This is a genomic window from Actinophytocola algeriensis (assembly GCF_014203735.1).
Taxonomy (GTDB): domain Bacteria; phylum Actinomycetota; class Actinomycetes; order Mycobacteriales; family Pseudonocardiaceae; genus Actinophytocola; species Actinophytocola algeriensis.
The window spans coordinates 831,485-853,711 of the sequence record NZ_JACHJQ010000002.1 but is presented as its reverse complement, the minus strand read 5'-3'; the positions used below and the strand labels follow the sequence as shown (position 1 = coordinate 853,711).

The following is a 22,227-nucleotide window of genomic DNA, read 5'->3' as shown; positions in this document are numbered from 1 at the left end:
GTGACATTCCAGCCGATCGGCGCGAGACGTTCGGGCTAACGGAATACGCCGATCGGTCACGGTCGACGCGATAAATTTCTCCGGCACCGATAGCGTGGTCCCACCTTTTTCACCTCACGTCTTCGGGGAAACGGAGAGGGATCCATGGCGAAGAAATCAGGTCACCCACTCGGGGTGACCAAGAGAATGTTGTTCGGTGCGGCCATCACGACCGTCGGTATGGGACTGTCCGCGGGGGTCGCGGCGGCCGACCCGGAGCCCGTCGGTACGACGTCCACAGAGGACGCGCGGCCCGCGCCGGCCACCGATGTCCGCACCATGACCGACCAGGAGCTGAGCAACGAGCTCGCCCGCGTGGCGGGCGAGGACTCCCTGCGGCAGCAGGAAGTAGTGACCGAGATGAAGGCCCGCGGCGCCAGCTTCTGGGAGGCGTCGCCCGCACCGGACGGGATCGGCATCTCCGGTGGGGTGCCGGTCAGGAAGGGCGTGTCGGTCACCGGCACGATCGCGTACGACCCGTACAGCGGCAGCTGGTACGTCAGCGGCGGGGTGCGGGTCGGGAAGCCGAGCGGTCCGCAGTTCACCGGCATCGCGCCGAAACCGGACGGCATCAACGCCAACGGCACCGTGAAGATCGACCTGGGCGAGAATGGTGAGTTCTCGTCGACGCTGTCGCTCAACCTGTCGCCGGAGGGGGAGGTGACGGGCAGCTACAAAGCGAAGGGCACGGTCACCACACCGGACGGCACCAGCTACGAGATGGACGTGACGGTCACCCGTAACGCCGACGGCACGGTGGACGTCGGCCTGCCGGACGGCTTCAGCACGTCCACCCAACTGCCCGGCGGCGCCACGATCGACACCACCACGCCGGTCGACCCGACAGAGGAGCGCCCGACACCGGAGGTGAAGGGGCCTGCGCCGAAGACCGAGGAGAAGCCGCGGCAGCAGAAGGAGCCGGGCGGCTGGTCGGACTGGTTCGACTGGTTCGACTGGAGCGGCGGGATCAGCATCGACAAGGAGATCCGCCCGGCGCCCCAGCCGCTGCCCACGCCGGAGGAGGTCGACCGAGCCAAGGAGAGCTGGGCCGAGCAGCAGCGCGCCGCGAAGGAGCAGCAGGACGCGTGGCGGGCGCAGAACCGCCAGGAGTCCCAGTACCGGGAGGCACAGGAGCGGGCGCGGCAACGCGCGGACGCGGCGGAGGCCGCGCGCCGCGCCGCCCTGCCGGACCGCGACCACGACGGCATCCCCGACGCCGAAGACCGCACCTGGAACCAGAACGACACCGATCCGTCGAGCCCGGACGTCGGCGATGGCCCGGAGGGCGGCAAGGGCTACCCGAGCGACCGCGTCGACACCCCGGAGCCCACGAGCCCGCCCGCGAGCGACGACCAGAACGCCGACCACGACGAGGACGGCATCCCCGACCGCGACGACGCCACGTGGAACCAGAACGACACGGATCCGGCAAGCTCGGACATCGGTGACGGCCCGGAGGGCGGCGAAGGCTACGCGGGCCCCGACCCGGACGCCGACGGCCTGATCGGTTCGGCGGACGCGACGCCGAACCAGAACGACACGGATCCGTCGAGCAGCGACATCGGTGACGGTCCGGAGGGCGGGGAGGGCTACGCCGGGCCGGGTAGCGACGGCGGCGCCGACGCGGACGGCGATGGCCTGACCGGTTCGGCGGACGCGACGCCGAACCAGAACGACACGGATCCGTCGAGCAGCGACATCGGTGACGGCCCGGAGGGCGGGGAGGGCTACGGCGGCAGCGACTCCGGTTCGGACTCGGCCACGGACTCCAGCTCCGCAACGGATTCCAGCTCCGCCGCGGACTCCGGCCTCGGCTCTGACTCGGGCTCCGGCTCCGACTCCAGCTCGGACTCCGGTGTCGGTAGCTCGGACTCCGGTGTCGGTTCCGACTCGGGCCTTGGTTCGGACTCCGGCGCTGATTCGGGCGGCTACTCCGGCTCGGATGCCGGGGCCGACTCCGGCTCCGGCGCGGGCGGCTACTCCGGCGCTGACTCGGCCGCTGATTCCGGAGGCTACTCCGGCTCGGACACCGGCGCCGACTCCGGCTACGGCGGTGACTCCGGCACCGGATCTGATTCGTCCACTTCGGACTCCGGTGGCTACGGCGACGCCGACGGCGATGGCCTCAGCGGCTCCGCCGACTCGACGCCGAACCAGAACGACACCGACCCGTCCAGCACCGACGTCGGCGACGGCCCGGAAGGCAACGCGGGCTACAGCGGCTCGACCGACACCGGCAGCGACACGGATACCGGCGGTTACGGCGGCGACACCGACGCCGGCGGCTACGGCAGCGAACCGGGCGACGGCAGCTGCGCCTGCTTCTGACGCGCACCCCCTGCCCGCGACGTCACCGGCGTCGCGGGCAGGGCTCTAGTCTCATCGGCATGGTGACCGACGGGGGAGACACACCGCACTACAAAGTCCTGTCCATCAGGATGATCTGGGCGGCCACCGGCGTGGTCGTGGTGGTGGGCGTCGCGGTGGCGGTGTGGTTGTTGCTGGCGTTCGGGGGCGGGGACGCGCAGCAGCGCAACCAGCTCGAGGCGATCAGGACCGCGGGCACGATCGTGATCGGCACCGGTGGTGCGGTGGCGTTGCTACTTGCCGCCCGCAGGCAGCGGACCGCCGAGATCGCCCTGAAACAGAAGGACCTCGACCAGCTCGCGGTCACCAGGACACACGAGCTCCAGGAACGCGTGGCCGAGGACGTCCGCCTCAACGCCACCGAGCGCCGCGTGACCGAGCTGTACACCAGGGCCGTCGACCAGCTCGGGTCCGACAAGCTCCCGGTCCAGCTCGGCGGGCTGTACGCGCTGGAACGGCTCGGGCAGGGCAATGTGGACCAGCGCCAGACCATCGTGAACGTCCTCTGCGCGTACCTGCGCATGTTCACCGACGCGGCGGCCGATGTGGACACGGCGCGGCAGCCGCAGCAGCGGGTCCGCGAAGCCGCGGGCGCGATCCTCGCCACGCACCTGCGGGAGGACCGGGCCTTCTGGCCGGACATCGACCTCGACCTGTCCGGGGCGAGCCTCCTCGGGTTCGACCTGGCGAACTGCCGGGTCCGGTCGGCGACCTTCCGGGCCGCGACCTTCGTCGACGACGCGCGGTTCGCCCGCACGGTCTTCGCCGGGGACGTCACGTTCGAGGCGGCCACGTTCACCGGCGCGGCCGGCTTCGGCGCCACGCGGTTCGACGGACCGGCGGTGTTCGAGTCGGCGATGTTCAGCGCGGACGCCGTCTTCACCGCCGCGCGGTTCGCGGGCGGGCCGCGGTTCGACGGCGCGACGTTCGCCGCGACCGCGGGCTTCGACGAGGCCGTGTTCGACGCCGTGCCGTTCGCGGAACTCCCGCCGGACACGGTGAAGGCGCTGACCTCGCTGCCGACGCACGTGGCCTACGCCGACATCGCCGCGTCCCGCGAGAAGCTCGTGCCCATCGGCGTCAGCGACGGGGGGACCGCGGGGCTGGACTTCGCCGTCGACCCCCACTTCGTGGCGTTCATGGGGCCGAAGTCCGGCAAGACCACCCTCGTGCGCACCATCCTGCGCGGGATCGTCGACCGCTACACCGACAAGGAAGCCGTCATCCTGCTCGTCGACTTCCGGCGCGGTCTGCGCGGCTACCTCGACACCAAGCACCTCCTCGCGTACGCGGTGCGGGCCGAGCAGCTGAAGGACATGCTCGTCGATGTCCGCAACTCGCTCAGGAAACGGCTTCCCGGCCCGCACGTGACGGCCGAACAGCTGAAGAACCGCACGTGGTGGAAGGGCCCCGACCTGTTCATCGTCGTCGACGACCACGAGCTGACGCGGCACCGAGGGGAGGACCTCCTCGAACCGCTGCGCGAGTTCGTGCCGCAGGCGAAGGACGTCGGCCTGCACCTCGTGCTGGTCAGGAGCACCGAGGGTGCGGCGGCCGGGGACACTGTGGTCGAGGCGCTGCGGGACGTGTCGACGCCCGGCCTCGTCGGCAACGGCGATCTGCGCGAAGGCCCGCTGCTGGGCGAGGTCTGGCCGTCGGCGCTGATGCCGGGGCGGGCCGTCGCGCTCGACCGCCTGTCGGGCAGGCGGCTCGTTCAGGTCGCGTGGACCGGCCCCGCGGAAAAGGCGAGCGACGACCAGGGCACGACCTCCCCGTGACGGACCAGTTCGCCGTACTGGCCGGGCCTGGCCGGGTCGAAGGCCAGGTCCAGCAACGCGACCGCGCCCTCTGCGGGACTGGCCGCGGCGCTGACGTCCCACCACAGCGCGGAAGTCGGGGTGTTCAGCATCCCCGGGCAGGCAGCCGCGACGAGGACGCCGCGCTCGGCATCCCGCTCGCGCCGCTGTGACGCCAGCGTCCGCACGGCGGCGACCTGGGCGATCTTCGACGGGATGTTGACGAAGCCGGGCCACGCGCCCGCACGGGCGCTGCCGTCCTTGACCGCGTCGCGCCAGGCCGCGACCTGCCGGTCCACCTCGTCCAGTGACGGCAGGCCGTCGAACCGGCGGTGCAGCACTGGGGCGAGCTGGTGCAGCGTGCCGAGCGAACTGGCCACGACGATGAGCCGTCCGCCGTCCCGCACCAGCGGCGCGAACGCCCGCAGCAGCCGCGTGGTGCCGAAGTTGTTCACCTCGGTGTACTGCTCGATGACCGCGCGCGGGTCGTCGTCCGGCCCGACCCGCATCACGGCGTTGCCGAACACGATGTCGACACCGCCGTGCCGGTCCCGCAGCTGTCGTGCGAGGCGGGCCGCCGCGTGGGGGTCGGCCACGTCGAGCAGTTCGCCGCGGACCTGCGCGCCGCCGCCGGGCACGGCGTCGACGGCCTCGGTGACGCGGGTCAGGTCGCGCCCGGTGAGGTAGACGGTGTCGTGGGGCGCCATGCGGTGGGCGAGCCCTTCGACCAGCGCCAGGCCCAGCCCCTGGGTGGCCCCGGTGACCAGTGCGACTCTCGGAGTTGTCATGCCACCGACGCTAGGAGCGGACCGGCCATGCGGGAAGCGCGAGATTCGCACGCCTGGTATTCCTGGATGTCATGGCCTTCACCGATGCCTCGCTGACCGCGCTGCGGGTGTTCCGGGAGGTGGCCGAGCGCGGCACGCTGACCGCGGCGGCGGCCGCGCTCGGGTACACGCAGTCCGCGGTCTCGCGGCAGGTCGCGGCGCTCGAACGGGCGGCGGGCACCCGGCTGCTGGAGCGGCGGCACGACGGCGTGCGGCTGACCCCGGCCGGCCACGTCGTGGTGCGCCGCGCCGCCGCCGTGGTCGACCAGGTCGACGCGGCCGCGCGGGAGCTCGCCGGCCTGCCAGACGGGCACGGCACGGTGCGGCTCGGCTGGTTCGCGAGCGCGGGTGCCGGGCTGGTGCCGAGGGCGCTGGCCGCGCTGCGCCGCACGCACCCGGCCATCACGGTGATCACCCGCGAGGGCAGCACCCCCGCGCTGGTGCGCGCGCTGCGCGCGGGCACGCTGGACCTCGCGCTCCTGGCGTCGGCGCCGCCGTTCCGGCCACCCGACGCCGAGACCCCGCCCCTGCACCTGCTGACCCTCACCGAGCGCGGCCTGTGCGTGGCCGTGCCCGCGACGCACCCGCTCGCGCGCGGGGACGTCGTCGACGTCGCCGACCTGCACGGGCAGCGCTGGATCGCGGGCACGGGCGACAACCTGGGGATGGGCGTGTGGCCCGGCCTGGACGAACGGCCCGAGGTCGCGCACACCGCGCGCGACTGGCTGGCCAAGCTGAACCTCGTGGCGGCGGGCTGCGGCATCACCACGGTGCCCGCCTCGCTCACCTCGGTCGTCCCGGCCGGGGTGCGTGTCCTCCCGGTCCACGGCGGGCCGGAAGAACAGCGCCGCCTGATGCTCGCCCGGCTGCCCAGCCCACTGACCGAACCGGCCGCCCGCCTCGCCGACGCGCTGCGCGCCGCCGCTCGTGACGCGTGAGCGGGCCCGGCGGGGGTTCCGCCGGGCCCGGGAGGGTCAGCTCGCCGCCAGCAGCGCGACGCCGTCCGGTGTCACGTGTACCCGCCGCTCCAGTGGGCCGAGCCGCGGTTCCACCGCTATCAGGTGCTTCGCCTCCAGTCGCTCGAGTACTCCGTGCCACGGGATCGGTCCGCCGCCTGCCACGCCACGCCAGCGATAGCCTGCCGGACCACCCCACGCACCGGTGTGGAACTCCACGTCACCGGCCGCGACCAAGGCCAGCGCGTGGAGGGTTCTGTCATCCATTGTCAACCTCCGAGCATGCCGGCTCAGCGTGCCTCGGCGGGAGCCGCGAAACATCGCGCAACGTACGTATATCGCAATCGAGGGTGACACTTTTCCGTGACCGAACTGTGCAGATCCGCAACCGTTTCGCTCTCGCATCCGTGATCCAGTGTGTGAGGACCAGATCGGGAGGACGGCTGGCGGCGCTGGCGGTCGGTGTCGTCGTGGGTGCCGGGGTCACGTTCGCCTACGTCGGCGCTGGTGAGCTGCGTGCCGCGGGGCTGCCGGTGCCGGGCAGGGCGGCCACGACCGTCGGTGTGCCCGCCCCACCCACCACCGCGCAGGCCAAGACCACCCCACCGCCACCGGCGCCCAGCCCGGTGCTGCCCTTCAACGCGAAGCTGACTTCGCAGGACATCCCCGTGCCGGGTGGCGGGGTGCGCAGCGGCGCGTGCAGCGGTGCGCTGATCGCGCCCCTGTGGGTGGCCACCGCCGGGCACTGCTTCCACGACCTGGACGACAGGCGGATCGGCGGGCCGCCGCCGTACACGATGACGGTGACCATCGGGAAGCTGAAGGACACCGACCCCGGCGGTCACGTCGCGCGGGTCGTGGACGTCCGGCAGTCACCCGTCAACGACTTCGCCGTGGTGAAGCTCAGCGCTCCCGTCACCGGCGTCGAGCCGCTGACCGTCGCCGGGGCACCGCCCCCGGTCGGCGCACCGCTGCGGTTCGCGGGCTGGGGCTCGCTGTCCGCGACCGTGCCCGGCCCGTCGACCTTCCTCAAACGCGGGCGGTTCACGGTCTCGAGCATCGGGTCGACCACCCTGGAGACCGCGTCGGTGGGGGAGCGGACCGTGGAGAACACCCCGTGCCCCGAGGACTCGGGCGCGCCGTTCTTCGTCTCCGACGACGACCGCACCGGCACGCTGGTGGCCGTCGTCAACACCGGGCCGCCGTGCCCGCAGCCGGGGCTGGAGATCGTCGCGCGGGTCGACGTGGTGGCCGACTGGATCCACGAGCAGACCGGCGGCACGTCACGGTGACCGCGTACGCGCCCTGCGCATGACCGGCTCCTCGACGAACCGCCAGGACAGGGCTGCGGCCACGATCGTCAGCCCCGCGGCGAGCGGGCCCGCGACCGCGCCGAGGTCCGGGCGCAGCCACAGCGTCAGCGGGTAGTTCCACAGGTAGGCCCCGTACGACACGACACCCAGCGCCGCCAGCGCGCGGGCGATCCCGTTGCCCGGCTCCCGCCACCGCGACCACGCCAGCAGCAGCACCGCCGTGAAGCACGCGACGGCCGGGCCCGCGACCAGGTAAGTCAGCGCGTGGCCGCGCAGCGGCACGACCGACAGCGCCACCAGCGCGGCGAGCATCAGCGGCACCAGCGCGGTCGGCACGCGGGCCGCGTCGCCGCGCAGCCGGGTCGCCGCGCCGATCACGAAGCACACGAACCACGACGTGGGCAGCACGTAGGCGTTGTCGGCGTGGGGCCACAGCCACACCAGCACCGCGACGCACGCCGCCAGCGCGGCGACCGAGGTGGCCACGAGCGCGGCACCGACCCGGCCGCGGACCCACGCGAACGCCAGCAACGCGGGCCACAGCAGGTAGAACTGCTCCTCGGTGGCGAGGGTCCACGAGTGGAACGCGGCCGCGCTCGTGTCGGCGACCGGCAGGTTGCCGGTGAACGTCAGCAGCACGGCGACCGTCGCGGGCAGCCGGTCGCGGTCGCCGAGCGGGTCGAACACCAGCGTCACGCCCGCGAACACGACGACCAGCGCCACCAGCGCAGGCAGCAGCCGCCGGGCCCGGCGCAGGTAGAACCGCCGGAAGTCGACGCGGCCGGTCCTCGTCAGCTCCGTGGCCAGCACCCCGGTGATCAGGTACCCGCTGAGCGTGAAGAACATGACCACGCCCACGACACCCGCGCCCCCGAACACGTCGGGGACCGCGTGCCGCGACACCACGAGCAGGATCGCGATGCCCCGCACCACGTCCAGGCCCGCGATCCGTCCACTCGGGACACTCACCGGCGCGCCGCCAGCACGAGCAGGTCCAGCAGCTCCGGATAGGTGAGCCCGTCGGCGGCGAACATCTTCGGCACCTGCGACGCGGCCGTCATCCCCGGCATCGTGTTGACCTCGTTGAGCACCGGCCCGTCCGCGGTGAGGAAGAAGTCGACCCGCGCGAGGCCCCGGCAGCCGAGTGCCTCGTACACGCGCAGCGCCGCGTCGGTCAGCGCCTTGGTCTCGGTGTCGGTGAGGCGGGCCGGGATCACGAACGTGGCGCTGCCGTCGTACTTGGTCGTGGTGTCGAACAGCCCGCCGCCGACGACGATCTCCAGCGGCGGCCCGGTGCGGTGCCCACCGCCCGGCTCGTCGAGCACGGCCACGTCGATCTCCCGGCCTGCCACGACCTCCTCCACCAGCACCCGGTCGTCCAGTTCGAGCGCCGCCAGCAGCGCGTCCCCGAGGTCCTCCTCGCGCTCCACCAGCGCCACCCCGAAACTCGACCCGGCGGCGACCGGCTTCACCACCACCGGCCCGTCGAACACCACCCCGGCGGCCGAGGTGACGAGCCTGCCCCGTGCGGTGCGCACCCCGGCGGACTCGGCCACCAGCTTGGTCGCGTGCTTGTCCATCGCGAGCGCACCCGCCCGCAGCGGCGACCCCACGTACGGGAGGCCCGCGAGGTCGCACAGCGCGGCGAGTGCCCCGTCCTCGCCGCGTGGCCCGTGCACCAGCGGCAGGACCACGTCGCACGTGGCGAGGACCTGGAGCGCGGCCGCGAGGCTCATCGCGGGGGAGAGCCCGAGCGGCTCGTCGCCGTCGAGCCAGCGCCCGTCGCGGCCGATCGTCAGCGCCACCGGCTCGTAGACGGCTGGGTCGAGCGCCGCCCGCACCGACGCCGCCGAGGCCAGGGACACGTCGTGCTCGCAGTTCTGCCCGCCGCCCACCACGGCCACCCTCGTACGCCCGCTCACCGCACACTCCGTTCCACCCGGTGACCGATGCCGGTCACGATCTCGTGCGGGATGGTCCCCGCCCACCTCGCCCAGTCGGCGACCGTCGGTTCGCCGTCGTCCCCCGGCCCGAACACCACCGCCTCCGCTCCCGGCTCGACCACGTGGTCACCCAGGTCCACCACCGTCTGGTCCATCGAGATCACCCCGACCACAGGCCGCCGCAGCCCCGCCACCAGCACGTGCGCCCGGCCCGACGCGACGCGGGGGAGCCCGTCGGCGTACCCGATGGGCAGCAGCGCGAGGGTGGTGGCGCGGTCGGTCACGTGCGTGTGCCCGTACCCGACGCCCACTCCGGCCGCCACCCGCCGCACCTGCACCACCGGCGCGGTCAGCCGCAGCGCGGTGCACAGCCGGGTGGTGCCCGACGGGTCGATCCCCACCAGCCCGGCGCCGACCCGCACCACGTCCAGGTGCGTGGCCGGGTCGGTCAGCGTGGCGGCGGTCGCGGCCAGGTGCCGGACCACCGGGCGCAACCCGGCCTGCTCGGCCAGCTCCACCCCGTTGAGCAGTGCCAGCAGTCCCTGTTTGTTGGCCGGGTGCCCGGATTCCCCGGCCATCGCCAGGTGCCCCATCACGCCGACGACCGTCACGTCCCCGGCGGCCTCCGCCCGCCGGGCCGCGCGCATCAGCGCCCGCCACTCGTCCTCGGCCGCGCCGTCGCGGGCCATGCCCGTGTCCAGCTGCAGGTGCACCCGCGCCCCGGCACCGGCCGCGGCGATCGCCGCCAGGTGGCGCACGCCCGGCACCGCCAGGTCGATCCGGTGGCGCGCAGCCGTCTCGACGTCCACGTCCACCGGGTTCAGCCAGCTCAGCACCGGCACGTCCACACCGGACTCGCGGACCGCGACACCCTCGGCGACCGACGTGACGCCGAGCCACGTCGCGCCGCTGTCGACCGCGGTCCTGGCCACGTCGGCGAGCCCGTGCCCGAACCCGTCCGCCTTCACCACCGCCATCACCTCGGCCGACGAGGACGCCGTCGCCCGGACGAACCGGCGTGTGTTGGCGGCGACCGCCGACAGGTCGATCTCCAGCGTCGGTGTGCGGACCCGGGTGGCGACCGCGGTCATGCCGGCACCGTGTCCTCGACGGGCCCGTACACGGCGTGGTCGGCGCCCGTCATGAGCGCCCAGTACCGGTCGCCGTAGGACCAGTGCCACCACTCGGTGGGGTAGTTGACGAGACCGGCGCCGGTGAGCACCTGCGCGAGGACCGTCCTGTTGCGACGGGCGGCCGGATCCACGTCGGCGCCGAATAAGCACGCGCCGTCGCTCTCTTCCGGGGTGGCGTCGACCGGCGTCCCCATCCACAGCTCGGCGCCCGCGTCGTCGACCAGCGTCAGGTCGACCGCCGCGCCCGCGACGTGCGGCGCGACCGCGACCGGCGCGACGAAGCGGCTGTACAGCCGGGTCAGTTCGACCTCGTCCGCCAGCGGGTGCAGCACCCGGAGCCGCGCCGAGTACTCGTCGATGATGGCGCGCTGGTCGGTGCGGCTCCGGTGGCCCTCGATGACCCGCAGGTCCAGGCCTGCGGGCAGCGCCGCACGCGCACCGGTCAACCGGTCGGCGAGGCCGGCCCGCACGAGCACGCCGGGCGCGAAGGGCAGGGCCACCAGCGGGTCGCCGTTGTCACGCACGCGGATCGCGTGGACGACGGGATCGGACAGCAAGATCGTCATGCCGCCGATGCTAGGAACGCGGCCCCCGCCGCCGAGTCGTCCGGAAGGACCGGCCGACTGGCCGAACGGCCGATTCCGCCGCGCCGCGAATGGCCGATCGGCCGAGAACCGGATTTTCGGTTGCGAGCAGGTCCCGCCCGCGGCCAAGGTTCCCGGGTGGACGGTTTGCGTGGGTTCGTGTCCGACGGGCGGCTGCTGCGCCTGCCCGCACGTCAGTCGAAGCGGCGGGTTGTGCTGGCGCACCTCGCGCTGTCGTTCGAGCCGGGACGCCGGTTCCCGGAGAAGGAGGTCGACGTCGTGCTCCGCGCGTGGTGCGCGGGCGGCGAGACCGACCACGTCGCGGTGCGCCGCCACCTCGTCGACGAAGGGCTCCTCAGCCGTGCGGACGGTGTCTACTGGCGCTCGGGTGGCTGGGTGGACGTGCTCGGCTGAGCCCCACCCGCTCGGCGGCAGGCCGTGCGCACTGTGTGGACGAGGACGACCACCAGGAGACGAACCCGGGACACCTACCCGCCGCGGAGGAAGTCGCGCAGTGCGGCCAGTGCCACCTGGCCCTTCGGGTGGGCGGCCACGCCGCGGTAGCAGCCGTCGGGGTCGGCGGCCGCGGTGGCGGCGAAGTCCGGGAAGTCGGTGTTCGCGATCAGCAGGTTGACGGCCACGTCCGCGACCCCGGCGGGCAGGACGCGGAACTCGCGGCCGTGGCTCATCTCGTAGTCGAACTCGTAGTCGTCCTCGCACAGGTCGCGGGTCACCGTGTTCACGGCCAGCAGCGGGTGCGGCGACCGCATGGTCACCGCGTCGGCGAGGAACACGACGCCGTTCTCGGCCGGGGCGGTGGCCAGCACCTCGTCGGCGGTCGCACCCGCCCAGGCGGGGTCGTCGACGACGTGGTTGTCCGGCCGGAAGCCGAGCGGGTGCTCGGCGTCGAGCATCGCGATGACGTCCTGCCAGGTCGCGTCGTCGGAGTAGTCGGTCCGCACGATGAGCGCGGCTTCCCCGACGACCTCGGGATCGATGTGTGGCCTCACGTCCCGTGCACGTCCACAGCGGGACGAAAGGTTCACCGCGGGGTGGCTCGCCGGGTTGTTCCGTCGCGACCTCCGCACCGGAAGGCCGAACGTGACCGCCACCGCTGCGCCAACGGTTTGCTGATGGAGCCGGCACGGGAGTGGGCCGCGGAACGGGGCCCGGCGATCGAGCCGTACGGCGTCGACCTCGCACCCGGCCGCCTGCTGGTGAGCCACTACCTCGGCGGCACCACCGACCGCGGTGCCGAGGAACACCTGCGCGACATGGGTTTCCGGTGTCCGGCACCGCGAGGTCCGACGGCGCGACCACGGCCTGGCTCGACAAACCCGGTGGTGGCGCGTAGGCGCGTTCCCGCACCGGTGGGCAGCGCACGGACCGGCGGCGCACGCGGAACGCGACGCGTCAGTCCAAGCCGGCGAGCTTGCGCACCAGCACCGTGCGCTCGCGTTCGTTGCCACACAAGCGGATGGCGTCCTCGAACTCGGCGCGTGCCTGCGCGGCGCGGCCCATGCGGGTGAGCAGTTCGCCGCGGACGGTCGGCAGCAGGTGCGAGTTCGCGAGCGAACCCGCCGCCGCCAGCTCGTCCACGATGGTCAGCGCCGCCGCCGGGCCCTTGGCCATGGAGACCGCCACCGCGCGGTTGAGATCGACCACCGGCGACGGCGCCAGCCTGCCCAGCGCCTCGTAGAGCAGCACGACCCGCTCCCAGACCGTGTCCTCGACGGACGCCGCCACGGCGTGGCACTCGGCGATCGCCGCCTGCAGCCCGTAGGCGCCCAGACCGCGGCCCGCCTTCTCCGCGCGGGCCAGGGCGGCGCGGCCGCGGCGGATCGCGGCCCGGTCCCAGCGGTCGCGGTCCTGGTGTTCCAGCAGCACCGGCTCCCCGTCGGGACCGGTGCGGGCGGGGAAGCGCGCCGCGGTCAGCTCGAGCAACGCCAGCAGGCCGTGGACCTCCGGTTCGTCCGGCACCAGCCGGGCGAGCACGCGGGCGAGGCGCTGTGCCTCGCCCGCGAGGTCGAACCGGATCAGGTCGTCACCCGAGCTGGCCGACGAGCCCTCCGTGAAGATCACGTAGATCGCGCTGAGCACCGACCCCAGCCGCTCGGTCCGCTCCTGGCCCGTCGGCACCGCGAACGGCACCCTGGCCGCGCCGAGCGTCTTCTTCGCGCGGGTGATGCGGGCCTGCACGGTGGCGGTCGGGACGAGGAACGCCCTGGCGATCTCGTCGCTCGTGAGGCCGCCGACCACCCGCAGCGTGAGCGCCACCCGCGCCTCCCGCGACAGCACGGGGTGGCAGGAGACGAACATCAGCGCGAGCACGTCGTCGTCGATCTGGTCCGGATCCCACGGCTCGTCGCCGCTGTCCTGCGCATTCCCCGAGTAGGTGCCGCCTTCACCCAGGTCGCGGGCGAAGGCGGCGTACCTCTCGTCGAGGGCGGACCGGCGGCGGAACGCGTCGATCGCGCGCCGCCTGCCGACGGTCAGCAGCCACCCCGCCGGGTTGTGCGGCACCCCGTCGCGCGGCCAGTTCACGAGTGCCTCCGCGAGTGCTTCCTGTGCCAGGTCCTCGGCGAGCGCGAAGTCACCGGTGTAGCGCGCGAGCGCACCGACGATCCGCGCGGACTCGATCCGCCAGACGGCGGCGACGGCCTTGCGGCCCGTGGGGTCGGCCATGGTCGTGCTCCTCGCTCAGAGCTGGCCGGTGGCCTCGCGCCACTCCCGCTCCTTGCGGATCCACTCGTTGTCCTGCGGGAACTCGTCGATGTGGGTCACGCGGCGGATCTCGGCCTTGAACCCGGGGCCGCTGATCGGTGACCGCTTGGCCCACTCGACCGCCTCCTCCTTCGAGGCCACGTTCAGGATGAGGAACCCGCCGAACAGCTCCTTGGTCTCGCCGTACGGACCGTCGGTGACCACCGGCGGCTCGGACGAGTAGTCGACGACCACGCCCTCCTCGGCCGAGTCCAGCCCCTCGGAGGCGATCAGCACGCCCGCCCGGATCATCTCCTGGTTGTACCTGCCGACGGTCGCGATCATCTCGTCGAAGTCGACGTTCCCCATCTGTGCGAAGGCCTCGTCGGTCGCCCGCCAGATCAGCATGTACCTCATGGTTCGTTCTCCCTGCCGCGTCCGGGTCCGTCCGGACCCTCTCACCCCTGGGTCGAACGGCGGACGCGGGGGATCGACACCCGTGAGAACTTTCCGAAGATCTTTTGGCTGTGCCCGGACGTGCTGTTCCGACGGATGTTGTCCGCCGACTCAGCTGCCCAGCGTCACGAGATCCTGGATCACCGCGTTCGACAGCGACCGGCCGTCCCGGCGGACCTCCCGCAGGTACCACTTCTGGACCGGCGTGTGGGTCTTCGGGCCGAACTCCCACTCGCCGCGGGGGCTGTCGATCTTGCCGAGCTCCTCGATCGCCTTGTTGATCTCCCCGGGGCCGCCGTCGGGGCCCGCGGCGGCGATGGCGCGGTCGAGCACCGCGCCCGCGTCGTAGGCCGACACCGCCAGCCCGGACGGCACGACGCCCGGGTACTTCGCGTCCCACGCCGACACGAACGCGCGGTTCGCCGGGTTGTCCAGGTTCGGCGCGTAGTGGAACGCCGACCGCACGCCGATCGCGGCGTCGCCGATCGCGGGCAGGGCCTTGGTGCCCTCCGTGGCGCCGCTGCCGTACAGCGGGAGCGCCGCCGCGCCGGACGTGGGGTACTGCTTGAGGAAGTCGACGCCCTGCTTGGCGACGTACCACCCGTACACGGCCTTCGCACCGGTGGCCGCGATGCCGTCCAGGACCGGCCGGTAGTCAGCGGTCGACATCGGGGTGAGCGTGGGTTCGCCACCGGGGTTGGCCAGCACCCCGCCCGACTCGCGGAAGGCGCGGAGGAACCCGCGCATACCTTCGTACGCACCGACGAAGTCCTGGCCCATCACGTACACCGGGCCGTCGATCTCCTCCGCCATGTACCGGCCCAGCGACGCGCCGAAGTCCTCGGTGAGGAAGCTGGTGTGCCACACCCAGGTCGTGTCGTCGATCTTGGGACGGCCGTTGGCGCCGACGAACGGGATCCGTTCGCGGGTCGCGACCTCGGCGACGCCCCCGGACGCGCCGCTGGAGATGGTGCCGGCCAGCACGTCGACCTCGCTGCGCTGGACCAGCCGCTCGGCCGCCGGTGCGGACGTCGTCGCGTTCTCGCCCTCGTCCTCGGTGAACAGTTCGACCTCGCGGCCGCCGAGCGTGTTGCCGTGTGTCTCCAGGTAGAGCAGGAACCCCTGGCGGATATCGGATCCCGGTGCCTGCTGGGTGCCGGTCAGCGCGGTGAGCAGTCCGATGCGGATGGGCGGCGGCCCATCCTCGGCCGTGCACCCGGTCGCCAGCAGCGCCACCGCGGCGCACGCGGCGACGGCCCGCTTCATGGCCGCTCCTCGCCGGCGCCGGCCGGCCACTGTGCCCGTGGTTCGTGCGCAGGCGCGCTCACGACGGCGTCCCCTCCGCAGCACGCGCGACGTTGCGGCTGCGGGCGGCGGGGGTCAGCGCCGGGCCCACCTTGTTGATCAGCTCGGCCATCTCGTAGGACACCTGGCCGATGTCGCACGTGTGGTCCGCGACCACCAGCAGCGACGCGCCGTCGCTGACGGCCATGGAGAACATGAACGCGCCGTTCATCTCCGTGAGGTTGCTCGCCACCGGTTGTGCCGACAGGATGCGTGACGCCCCGGACAGCAGGCTCACCAGGCCGGACGCGATCGCCGCGAGTTGTTCCGCGCCGCCACCCGCCAGCGAGCGGGTCGCCGCGACAAGCAGGCCGTCGGCCGACACGCCGACCGCGTGGGTCACACCGGTGACCCGGTCGGCGAAGTCGTTCAGCAGCCAGTCGATGTTGGACAGTTCCCTGGTCAACTCTTCTCCACGAGATCTGGGGCCGGCCGGTCCGGTTTGCCGTTCGCACTGCGGTGGGCGCCGATGCCCCTGGCGAACGCGGTCATGACCCCGGAGATCTTCGCCGAGTCCCGTTGGTCCGCACCGGCGGCCGGTGCCTGCTCCGGCTTGGCGGGCGTGGTGGCGATCGTGCTCGGTGCGGTCGCCTTGGCCTGGCCGTGGAACCAGTCGAAGTCCGCGCGGCGGGTGAACACCCTCGGCGGCAGACCGACCTTGACCACGGTGCCCTGCTTCGGTTCCGAACGGATCTCGATGTCGATGCCGTACCAGGAGGCGATGCGGCCGACGACCGCCAGGCCCATCGCGCGCACCGCCCCGGGATTCTGGTCCGGGTCCGCCAGACTGGCCCGCGCCGCGGCGAGCGCGTCGGGGGCGAAGCCGAGGCCCTTGTCCGTCACGGTGACGACCACGCCGTCGCCCGCCGGTGCCGCGACGACCGTCACCCGTGAGTTCGGCGACGAGAACGCGGTGGCGTTGTCGATCAGCTCGGCGAACAGGTGCGCGAGGTGGTCGGTCATCTCCGAGGCGACCACCCGGTCGAGGTTCTGCTGGTCCACCTCGCTGTGCAGGTCGACCTGCTGGTACCGGGCGATCTGCGAGACCGCGGCGCCGAGCAGGTCGTGGCAGGTCATCGGCTCCTTGCGCACCCGCGCCGAGCCTTCGCCGCCGAGGATCAACAGGCTGTTGTTGGTGCGGCGCATCCGCGTCGCGAGGTGGTCCAGCGTGAACAGCGCCGCGAGCCGGTCCGGGTCCTGCTCACCGCGTTCGGTCAGGTCGACCTGCGCGATCAGCGCGGACGTCAGCCGCTCCGCGCGCCTGGCCAGCGCGACGAACATCGAGTCCATCTGGTCGCGCAGCGCCGCCTGCTGCGCGGCGAGGTGGATCGCCGAGTGGTTCAGCTCGTTGAACGCCTTGCCGACCTGGGCGATCTCGTCCGTGCCGCGGACCGCGACCGCGTCGCCGTGCGCGTCCGCGTACTCCTTGGGGGTCGCGTTCCCGAGCGCGTTCCGCCCGCGCAGCGCGAAGACGGCGATGGGCAGGCTCTCGTAGGCCGCGGTGTGCGCCGCGCTCCGCAGCCCGCGCAGACCGCGGATCATGGGGGTGCCGAGCCAGATCGCGAGGGCGACCGCCGCGGCGAGCGTGGCGACGACGATGGCCGCCTGGATCAGGGTGCGCAGGACCTGGCCGTCCCGGTGGGCCTCGACCGAGGCGACCACCGCGTCGTCCACCCGCTGTTCGACCGCGCCGAGCCGGTCGAGGTGCGCGTTCATGGCGGCGGTCCACGCCGCGGCGTCGAGCACGACCTTCTGGCCGGGCTGGGTGCGGGCGACGCCGTCGTCCAGCACCTGGACCGCCGTGGCGTCCTCACCGACCCGCGCCCGGTCGTACCAGTCGCGCCACGCGGCGGGCGCGCCCTGGCTGAACGCGTAGGCGGCGTCGACGACACCAGCGCGCGCGGCCCGCACCTCGTCGTTCATGGCGGGGGACAGGTAGGGGTCGGCGGCGGCGCGCAGCACCGCGATCTCCTGGAGGCCGATGTACTCGGTGATGCGCGACAGCTGCGCCGCGGCACGCAGGTCACCGGTCAGCTCGGCGGGCGCGCCGGCCGACACCCGTTCGCGCAGCGTCGCGAGGTCGGCCGCGGTGATCCGGTACCGGAAGGTGATGGCGGACAGGTTGGCGTGCTCGCCGGACAGCACCTGCTCCCGGAGTCCCGGCAGGTCGGCGAGGGCGGTGTCGATCCGCCCGAGCACGTCGGCGAAGTGGTCCGGCACGACCGACAGCGCGGCGCGCCGCGTGCGGTACTCGGCGGCGTGCGCGTCGGTTTCGCCTGCCAGCCGGCGGAACTCGGCCCGCTGGTCGTCGGTCGGCGGGTTCTGCAGCATCGCGAGCGACGCGAGCCGCTCCCGGTGGAGGTCCCGCGTCAGCGCTCCCGCGGTCCGCCCGAGCGACACCTCGTCGGCGAGCCTGCCGCTGTCCACGGCCTGCCCGACGCTGGTCGACAGCGCCAGCGCGGCGAAGCCCACGACGGCGATCAGCGGCACCGCGACCAGGAGCGCCAACTTCCGCGCGAGGCTCAACGGTGCTCCCCTCGGGGGCGACGAGTGCGGATACGACGACATCGGCAGGGTTTGGTGGGGTGGGGAAATTTCTACCCGTCATTGATGTAGCACGCAACACTATCGGGTGAATACGTGATCATTCTGTCGAACGAGTGCCGAGTGGACAGTTGGCCACGTGGTCGTGCTCACGCGTGGGCCGAATGGAGGAAGCCGCTACTCGGGGTGGCGTGATCTTCCCGCGGAGTGGGTCATTCCCGTGACATGGTGACCGCCTGTTGTCACAGTGTGCCCGAACCCCCGACCCTGCAGGGAGGATCCACATGCGACAGCGAGTGCGGACGGCTGTCCGGCTGTTCACGGCGGCCGTGCCCGCCGCGGCGCTGGTGGTGGTCGCGGCGCCGGCCGCCGCCGCGGCACCGAACTTTCAGGTGCCGTTCACCTGCGGCACCACGGTGACCGCCGCGACGTTCAGCGGGCACAACCCGCCCAACTCCGTCGACTTCCAGAAGTCCGGCATCACCGGGATGCCCGTGCTCGCGTCCGCGGCGGGCACCGTGTCCAGGGTGGACAACGAGGGCGCGGACAGCTACGGGCGCTGGATCGAGATCAACCACGGCGGTGGCTACCGCACGCGGTACGCCCACCTGTCGCGCCAGCAGGTCTCGGTCGGGCAGAAAGTGGCGCGGGGCAAGCAGATCGGCAAGGCGGGCGCGACCGGCGGTGTCAGCGGACCGCACCTGCACTACGAGCAGATCCTGAACGGGGTGGCGCGCAGGGTCGTGCTGAACGGCCGCGCCGTGCCCTACCCCGGCCACACGAGCTTCACGAGCAGGAACAACTGCGGTGGCGGCGGCGGGAACCCGTACACGGCCAGGGAAGTCTGCGGCTCCGGCTACTCGGTGATCGACTCCCACGCGCTGGGCACCGCCGGGAAGGTGTACCTGCTGTACAACGCGGGCAACAAGCGCAACTGCGTGGTGACGCTGAAGTCGACGTCGCTCGGCAAGCCGTCCCCGGTCTCGGCACACCTGCGGGTCAAGGGCGCCGCGAAGGCCACCGACTCCGGCAACTTCGGCTACTACGCGGGCCCGGTGTCCCGCGTGGCGGCCGCGAAGTGCGTCCGGTGGGGCGGCTCCGTCGGCTCGAAGACCTACACGAGTCCCTACGAGCACTGCGGTTGACCGGTGGGCCGGGCGCTGGTCGTGGCCGGGGTGGTCAGCTCGTCGCGGACTCGTCCAGCGCCTCGTCGACCGACTCGTACAGGTGCAGCACCTGGTTCAGCCCGGTGATCTCGATGGGCCGGATGACGGGCCGGTTGGCGTCCACGACGATGCGCAGCCGTGCCTGCTGCGCCGCTGCCTCGCGCGTGGCGTCGACGAGCGCGGTGAGACCCGCGGAGTCCAAGTGGCCGACGGTGGTCAGGTCGAGGACGCAGCGGCCGCCCGCGGTCTCGGCCAGTGCGACGGCGATCGCCTCCCGCAGCCGAGGAGCCGTGTCGAGGTCCACCTCACCCGTGACCTCGACGACCACCGCGCCGTCGACCTCACGGGTGTCGACGCTCAGTCTCGAGGCTCGCGGCCGGTCGTTCGCGGGGCGGATCACTCCTGGCCGGTCCATTCCGGCGCGATGGCGAGGTGCGGCGCGCGCCCGTTGTGCTTTGTGGCGTCGCTGACCAGCTCGGCCCATACCGTCTTGCGCCCCTGGCACCAGCGCACGCCCCAGCTGTTCGCCAGTCGGTTCACCAGCACGAGCCCGCGGCCGCCGTTGTTGTCCGGAGTGCGCATGTGCGGTGTGCCCGGTCCCGCGTCGGTGACCTCGGCGAGCAGCCCCCGCCCGTTGTCGATCAACGTCAGCCGGCAGCTCCTCGGGCCCTGACCGTGCTGGATGGCGTTGCTGACCAGTTCGTCCGCCACGAGGACCGCGTCGTCGCGCAGGACGCCGAGGTGGTCGTCGAGCAGCTCGCGGACGAGTTGCCGGATACGGCGGATCGGCGTGGCCGCCAGGTCACACGTGAGCCCGGGTTGGTGGGGATCACTGTCTCCGACGTCCCGCGGTTGCATCGACATGGCCACGCTCCTTCACCGCTGGACTACTCGAGACGGTCGTGCATGCTCGGTATTTACCCCGGTGGCCGCCTGTCCTAAACCCGATGTGGCCTAATCCGGGCGGGGCGCGACGAGGTGCCGGAGCAGGTCGGCGACGCGCGGCGCGGCCTCCCGCAGCCGCTCCGGCTCACCCTTGATCAACGCCGAGGACACCAGCGAGCTGATCCCGCCGACCACGATGCGGCACGCGAACCGCGCGTCGGGCAGCGCGCGCCACTCCGGCGAGTCCGCGAACGCGGCGACCATCAGGTCGACGAACCGCTCCTGCACCTCGACCCGCTTGCGCTGTGCCGGAATCCCCGCCGCGTACGACTCGACGAAGAACACCCGCGCGAACGGCACCTGCTCGGACAATGTCGTGAAGTAGGTGGTGAGCACGTGTTCCAGCCGGGGCAGCGCTGGTTCGGCCGAGGTGGCGGCGCCCGTGGCGAGCGTGCGGGCCAGCAGCTCGGCGGACTCGTCGAGCACGGCGAGGAAGCAGTCCTCCTTGTCGGAGAAGTGCTGGTAGAAGGACTCGCGGGAGACCCGCGCCCGCTTCAGGACGTGTGCGACCGTGGTGCGCGGGTAGCCGTTCGCCGCGACCGACTCCGCCATCCCGAGCAGCAGCCGGGCACGCTGGGAGTCGCGGACCTCGTCGCGACTCAGCCCGTGGCGGCCGCGCGGCAGTGGTGTGTGGCTCACCGCGGCTCGTCCGGTGGGATGCGCAGCGTGCCGAGCACCGTGGCGAGCAGGTCGTAGTGGGTGACGAGCAGGCAGAACTCCAGGCACTCCACTTCGGACAGTTCGGCGCGCAGTGCCTGCCAGCCCGCGTCGTCCAGGTCGCGGTCGCGGACCAGCTGGTCGACGGCCGCGAGCAGCACCCGGTCGCGGCCCTGCCACCGGCCGCCGAGGTCCTGCACCCGGTCGATCTCGTCGGCGGTCAGGCCGGCGGCGCGGCCGATCCGGAGGTGCTGCCGCAGCTCGTACGCGCTTTCTCTCAGTGTCGCCACGCGCAGGATGACCAACTCGGTGTCCCTGCGGGGGAGTCGGCCGCCCGGCATGAGCGCCGACGCGAACACCAGCCACCGGCGGAACAGCCTGCGGTGCCTGCCGAGGACGGTGAACAGCGCGGGGGGTGCGGTGCGGGTCTTCCGTCCTGCCAGCCGTGTGAAGACCCAGCCGAACCAGCCCAGCTGGCGCCGGCTACCGGGCGCGATCCTCATTCCGGCTGCTCGGTGGTGAACGGAACGTCTTCCTTCACCGCGATCGCCAGTGCTTCCCGCATGCGGGGTCCTCGCGCGCGCAGCGCGATGGCGCGTTGGACCGGCATGCGGGCCAGCAGCACCGGTGCGGCCCACCGCGGGGAGCAGATCCGCGCGGCTCGCCGGCGGATGCCACGTTCGAGCGCGTCGATCGCCACGTCGAGCGGGGTGACCCGGCTGAGGGTGCCGCGGGTGCCGAAGAACGCCGCCGCGGCTTTCGTGTCGAAGCCCCGTGTCGTCATGTCGGTCGCCAGCTCGGCGAAGTAGGCGACGCCTGCCTTGGCGCCGGTCGGGCCGAGTTCGAGCCTGGTGGTGTCGCCCAGCGCTTCCACGGCTGCTTTCGATGCGCTGTAGGCGCCGAGGAGGGGGAGGTGCACGGCTGCCGCCAGTGAGGAGACGGTGAGGATGTAGCCGTTGGGATGGGCCACGTGACGGGCCGCCGCCTGGATGGTGTGGCACACACCGAGCGTGTTGACCTGGAGGGTGGTCTCCAGGACCGCTGGGTCGCCGTGCAGTACGGACCACTGCTTGGCTATGCCCGCGTTGGCCACCACGATGTCGAGGCCGCCCAGCTTCTCCGCCAGGCCGTCCACGGCTTCGGTGACCGCGGTGCGGTTCCGCACGTCGCACTCCTGCCAGGGGGCGGCGCAGTCGTGTGCCACCGCGGCCAGTGCCGCGGGTTCCAGTCCCAGAAGGGCTACCTGGGCGCCCTTCTCGTGCAGGCGGCGGGCCAGCGCCGCGCCGATGCCCCGTGCTGCGCCTGTCACCAGTACTCGGCGGCCGGCCAGTGTCGTCCTGCGCCTCATGGCGCTCACCGTAGCATCTGTGAACACTGGTGTTCGCAAATAGTGGTCGTGGCCCTCGCTGGTGTTTGCCTCCGGTTGCTTGCTGGTGTTTGCCTCCGGCGGCTCC

The 22,227-nt window shown here is 72.6% G+C and carries 23 protein-coding genes; 6 read left to right on the top strand and 17 right to left on the bottom strand.

What is annotated here, in order from left to right:
* Positions 1–174: 174 nt before the first annotated feature.
* Positions 175–2,367 carry a hypothetical protein gene (locus FHR82_RS10080; protein WP_184810006.1) on the top strand — a complete coding sequence of 731 codons (2,193 nt, stop codon included), beginning with the start codon at positions 175–177 and terminating at the stop codon, positions 2,365–2,367.
* A 59-nt stretch (positions 2,368–2,426) separates the two neighbouring features.
* Positions 2,427–4,184: a pentapeptide repeat-containing protein gene (locus FHR82_RS10075; protein ID WP_184810005.1), complete on the top strand. Its 1,758-nt coding sequence runs from the start codon at positions 2,427–2,429 to the stop codon at positions 4,182–4,184.
* Here the strand turns inward: FHR82_RS10075 and FHR82_RS10070 are convergent.
* Positions 4,121–4,990: an SDR family NAD(P)-dependent oxidoreductase gene (locus FHR82_RS10070; RefSeq protein ID WP_184810004.1), complete on the bottom strand. Its 870-nt coding sequence runs from the start codon at positions 4,988–4,990 to the stop codon at positions 4,121–4,123. The genes FHR82_RS10075 and FHR82_RS10070 overlap by 64 nt on opposite strands.
* Before the next feature lie 71 nt (positions 4,991–5,061).
* Here FHR82_RS10070 and FHR82_RS10065 point away from each other — a divergent pair, with 71 nt between their 5' ends.
* Positions 5,062–5,967, top strand: coding sequence for a LysR family transcriptional regulator (locus FHR82_RS10065; protein ID WP_184810003.1), 906 nt, complete (start codon positions 5,062–5,064; stop codon positions 5,965–5,967).
* 36 nt (positions 5,968–6,003) lie between these two features.
* Here FHR82_RS10065 and FHR82_RS10060 read toward each other — a convergent pair whose 3' ends face one another.
* Positions 6,004–6,252, bottom strand: coding sequence for a hypothetical protein (locus FHR82_RS10060; protein WP_184810002.1), 249 nt, complete (start codon positions 6,250–6,252; stop codon positions 6,004–6,006).
* A 152-nt stretch (positions 6,253–6,404) separates the two neighbouring features.
* Between FHR82_RS10060 and FHR82_RS10055 the strand changes: the two genes are divergently transcribed.
* Positions 6,405–7,277, top strand: coding sequence for a S1 family peptidase (locus FHR82_RS10055; RefSeq protein WP_311770993.1), 873 nt, complete (start codon positions 6,405–6,407; stop codon positions 7,275–7,277).
* On the opposite strand, the gene FHR82_RS10050 is transcribed toward FHR82_RS10055, so the two are convergent.
* The 4 genes from FHR82_RS10050 to FHR82_RS10035 are packed head-to-tail and all read right to left on the bottom strand — an operon-like array spanning position 7,269 to position 10,940.
* The gene (locus tag FHR82_RS10050; RefSeq protein WP_184810001.1) at positions 7,269–8,267 is read right to left on the bottom strand and encodes an acyltransferase family protein; all 999 of its coding nucleotides are present in this window, start codon (positions 8,265–8,267) and stop codon (positions 7,269–7,271) included. The genes FHR82_RS10055 and FHR82_RS10050 overlap by 9 nt on opposite strands.
* Positions 8,264–9,220, bottom strand: coding sequence for a D-alanine--D-alanine ligase family protein (locus FHR82_RS10045; RefSeq protein ID WP_184810000.1), 957 nt, complete (start codon positions 9,218–9,220; stop codon positions 8,264–8,266). The genes FHR82_RS10050 and FHR82_RS10045 overlap by 4 nt, the downstream gene beginning before the upstream one ends.
* Positions 9,217–10,332, bottom strand: coding sequence for an alanine racemase (gene alr / locus FHR82_RS10040; RefSeq protein ID WP_184809999.1), 1,116 nt, complete (start codon positions 10,330–10,332; stop codon positions 9,217–9,219). Before alr ends, FHR82_RS10045 begins: the two co-directional genes overlap by 4 nt.
* A complete protein-coding gene (locus tag FHR82_RS10035; protein WP_184809998.1) occupies positions 10,329–10,940 on the bottom strand; it encodes a M15 family metallopeptidase in 612 nt (203 codons plus the stop codon). Before FHR82_RS10035 ends, alr begins: the two co-directional genes overlap by 4 nt.
* 156 nt (positions 10,941–11,096) lie before the next feature.
* Between FHR82_RS10035 and FHR82_RS45185 the strand changes: the two genes are divergently transcribed.
* Positions 11,097–11,372, top strand: coding sequence for a DUF2087 domain-containing protein (locus FHR82_RS45185; protein ID WP_221463591.1), 276 nt, complete (start codon positions 11,097–11,099; stop codon positions 11,370–11,372).
* A gap of 74 nt (positions 11,373–11,446) precedes the next feature.
* On the opposite strand, the gene FHR82_RS10025 is transcribed toward FHR82_RS45185, so the two are convergent.
* The 6 genes from FHR82_RS10025 to FHR82_RS10000 form a co-directional block, all read right to left on the bottom strand.
* Positions 11,447–11,968 (bottom strand): DUF6924 domain-containing protein, encoded by a 522-nt coding sequence (locus FHR82_RS10025; RefSeq protein ID WP_184809996.1) that lies wholly within the window; start codon positions 11,966–11,968, stop codon positions 11,447–11,449.
* Positions 11,969–12,371: 403 nt separating this feature from the next.
* The gene (locus FHR82_RS10020) at positions 12,372–13,643 is read right to left on the bottom strand and encodes an RNA polymerase sigma factor (RefSeq protein WP_184809995.1); all 1,272 of its coding nucleotides are present in this window, start codon (positions 13,641–13,643) and stop codon (positions 12,372–12,374) included.
* Positions 13,644–13,658: 15 nt separating this feature from the next.
* Positions 13,659–14,078, bottom strand: a complete 420-nt coding sequence (locus FHR82_RS10015) for a YciI family protein (RefSeq protein ID WP_184809994.1) — start codon at positions 14,076–14,078, stop codon at positions 13,659–13,661.
* Positions 14,079–14,228: 150 nt separating this feature from the next.
* Positions 14,229–15,383: an ABC transporter substrate-binding protein gene (locus FHR82_RS10010; RefSeq protein ID WP_184809993.1), complete on the bottom strand. Its 1,155-nt coding sequence runs from the start codon at positions 15,381–15,383 to the stop codon at positions 14,229–14,231.
* 58 nt (positions 15,384–15,441) lie between these two features.
* The gene (locus tag FHR82_RS10005) at positions 15,442–15,867 is read right to left on the bottom strand and encodes a roadblock/LC7 domain-containing protein (protein ID WP_184809992.1); all 426 of its coding nucleotides are present in this window, start codon (positions 15,865–15,867) and stop codon (positions 15,442–15,444) included.
* Complete coding sequence (locus FHR82_RS10000; protein ID WP_184809991.1) at positions 15,864–17,987, bottom strand: sensor histidine kinase; 2,124 nt, start codon at positions 17,985–17,987, stop codon at positions 15,864–15,866. Before FHR82_RS10000 ends, FHR82_RS10005 begins: the two co-directional genes overlap by 4 nt.
* A 302-nt stretch (positions 17,988–18,289) precedes the next feature.
* Here FHR82_RS10000 and FHR82_RS09995 point away from each other — a divergent pair, with 302 nt between their 5' ends.
* On the top strand, positions 18,290–19,150 hold the full coding sequence (locus FHR82_RS09995) for a M23 family metallopeptidase (RefSeq protein WP_184809990.1): 861 nt from the start codon (positions 18,290–18,292) through the stop codon (positions 19,148–19,150).
* 34 nt (positions 19,151–19,184) lie between these two features.
* On the opposite strand, the gene FHR82_RS09990 is transcribed toward FHR82_RS09995, so the two are convergent.
* From FHR82_RS09990 to FHR82_RS09970, 5 genes are all read right to left on the bottom strand, one after another.
* Entirely contained in the window at positions 19,185–19,586 is a 402-nt protein-coding gene (locus FHR82_RS09990) for an STAS domain-containing protein (protein WP_184809989.1), read from the bottom strand.
* Complete coding sequence (locus FHR82_RS09985) at positions 19,568–20,035, bottom strand: ATP-binding protein (RefSeq protein ID WP_184809988.1); 468 nt, start codon at positions 20,033–20,035, stop codon at positions 19,568–19,570. The genes FHR82_RS09990 and FHR82_RS09985 overlap by 19 nt, the downstream gene beginning before the upstream one ends.
* A 90-nt stretch (positions 20,036–20,125) precedes the next feature.
* The gene (locus tag FHR82_RS09980) at positions 20,126–20,755 is read right to left on the bottom strand and encodes a TetR/AcrR family transcriptional regulator (RefSeq protein ID WP_184809987.1); all 630 of its coding nucleotides are present in this window, start codon (positions 20,753–20,755) and stop codon (positions 20,126–20,128) included.
* Positions 20,752–21,276 carry a carboxymuconolactone decarboxylase family protein gene (locus FHR82_RS09975; RefSeq protein ID WP_184809986.1) on the bottom strand — a complete coding sequence of 175 codons (525 nt, stop codon included), beginning with the start codon at positions 21,274–21,276 and terminating at the stop codon, positions 20,752–20,754. Before FHR82_RS09975 ends, FHR82_RS09980 begins: the two co-directional genes overlap by 4 nt.
* Entirely contained in the window at positions 21,273–22,121 is an 849-nt protein-coding gene (locus tag FHR82_RS09970; RefSeq protein WP_184809985.1) for an SDR family NAD(P)-dependent oxidoreductase, read from the bottom strand. The genes FHR82_RS09975 and FHR82_RS09970 overlap by 4 nt, the downstream gene beginning before the upstream one ends.
* Positions 22,122–22,227: the final 106 nt, after the last annotated feature.

Coding starts and splice junctions, on each gene's coding strand:
- FHR82_RS10065 (WP_184810003.1), top strand. CDS start 5,062: ATGGCCTTCACCGATGCCTCGCTGACCGCGCTGCGGGTGTTCCGGGAG.
- FHR82_RS10075 (WP_184810005.1), top strand. CDS start 2,427: ATGGTGACCGACGGGGGAGACACACCGCACTACAAAGTCCTGTCCATC.
- FHR82_RS09995 (WP_184809990.1), top strand. CDS start 18,290: ATGCGACAGCGAGTGCGGACGGCTGTCCGGCTGTTCACGGCGGCCGTG.
- FHR82_RS10015 (WP_184809994.1), bottom strand. CDS start 14,078: ATGAGGTACATGCTGATCTGGCGGGCGACCGACGAGGCCTTCGCACAG.
- FHR82_RS10020 (WP_184809995.1), bottom strand. CDS start 13,643: ATGGCCGACCCCACGGGCCGCAAGGCCGTCGCCGCCGTCTGGCGGATC.
- FHR82_RS10070 (WP_184810004.1), bottom strand. CDS start 4,990: ATGACAACTCCGAGAGTCGCACTGGTCACCGGGGCCACCCAGGGGCTG.
- FHR82_RS10060 (WP_184810002.1), bottom strand. CDS start 6,252: ATGGATGACAGAACCCTCCACGCGCTGGCCTTGGTCGCGGCCGGTGAC.
- FHR82_RS09990 (WP_184809989.1), bottom strand. CDS start 19,586: ATGGACCGGCCAGGAGTGATCCGCCCCGCGAACGACCGGCCGCGAGCC.
- alr (WP_184809999.1), bottom strand. CDS start 10,332: ATGACCGCGGTCGCCACCCGGGTCCGCACACCGACGCTGGAGATCGAC.
- FHR82_RS09975 (WP_184809986.1), bottom strand. CDS start 21,276: ATGAGGATCGCGCCCGGTAGCCGGCGCCAGCTGGGCTGGTTCGGCTGG.
- FHR82_RS10010 (WP_184809993.1), bottom strand. CDS start 15,383: ATGAAGCGGGCCGTCGCCGCGTGCGCCGCGGTGGCGCTGCTGGCGACC.
- FHR82_RS09970 (WP_184809985.1), bottom strand. CDS start 22,121: ATGAGGCGCAGGACGACACTGGCCGGCCGCCGAGTACTGGTGACAGGC.
- FHR82_RS09985 (WP_184809988.1), bottom strand. CDS start 20,035: ATGTCGATGCAACCGCGGGACGTCGGAGACAGTGATCCCCACCAACCC.
- FHR82_RS10035 (WP_184809998.1), bottom strand. CDS start 10,940: ATGACGATCTTGCTGTCCGATCCCGTCGTCCACGCGATCCGCGTGCGT.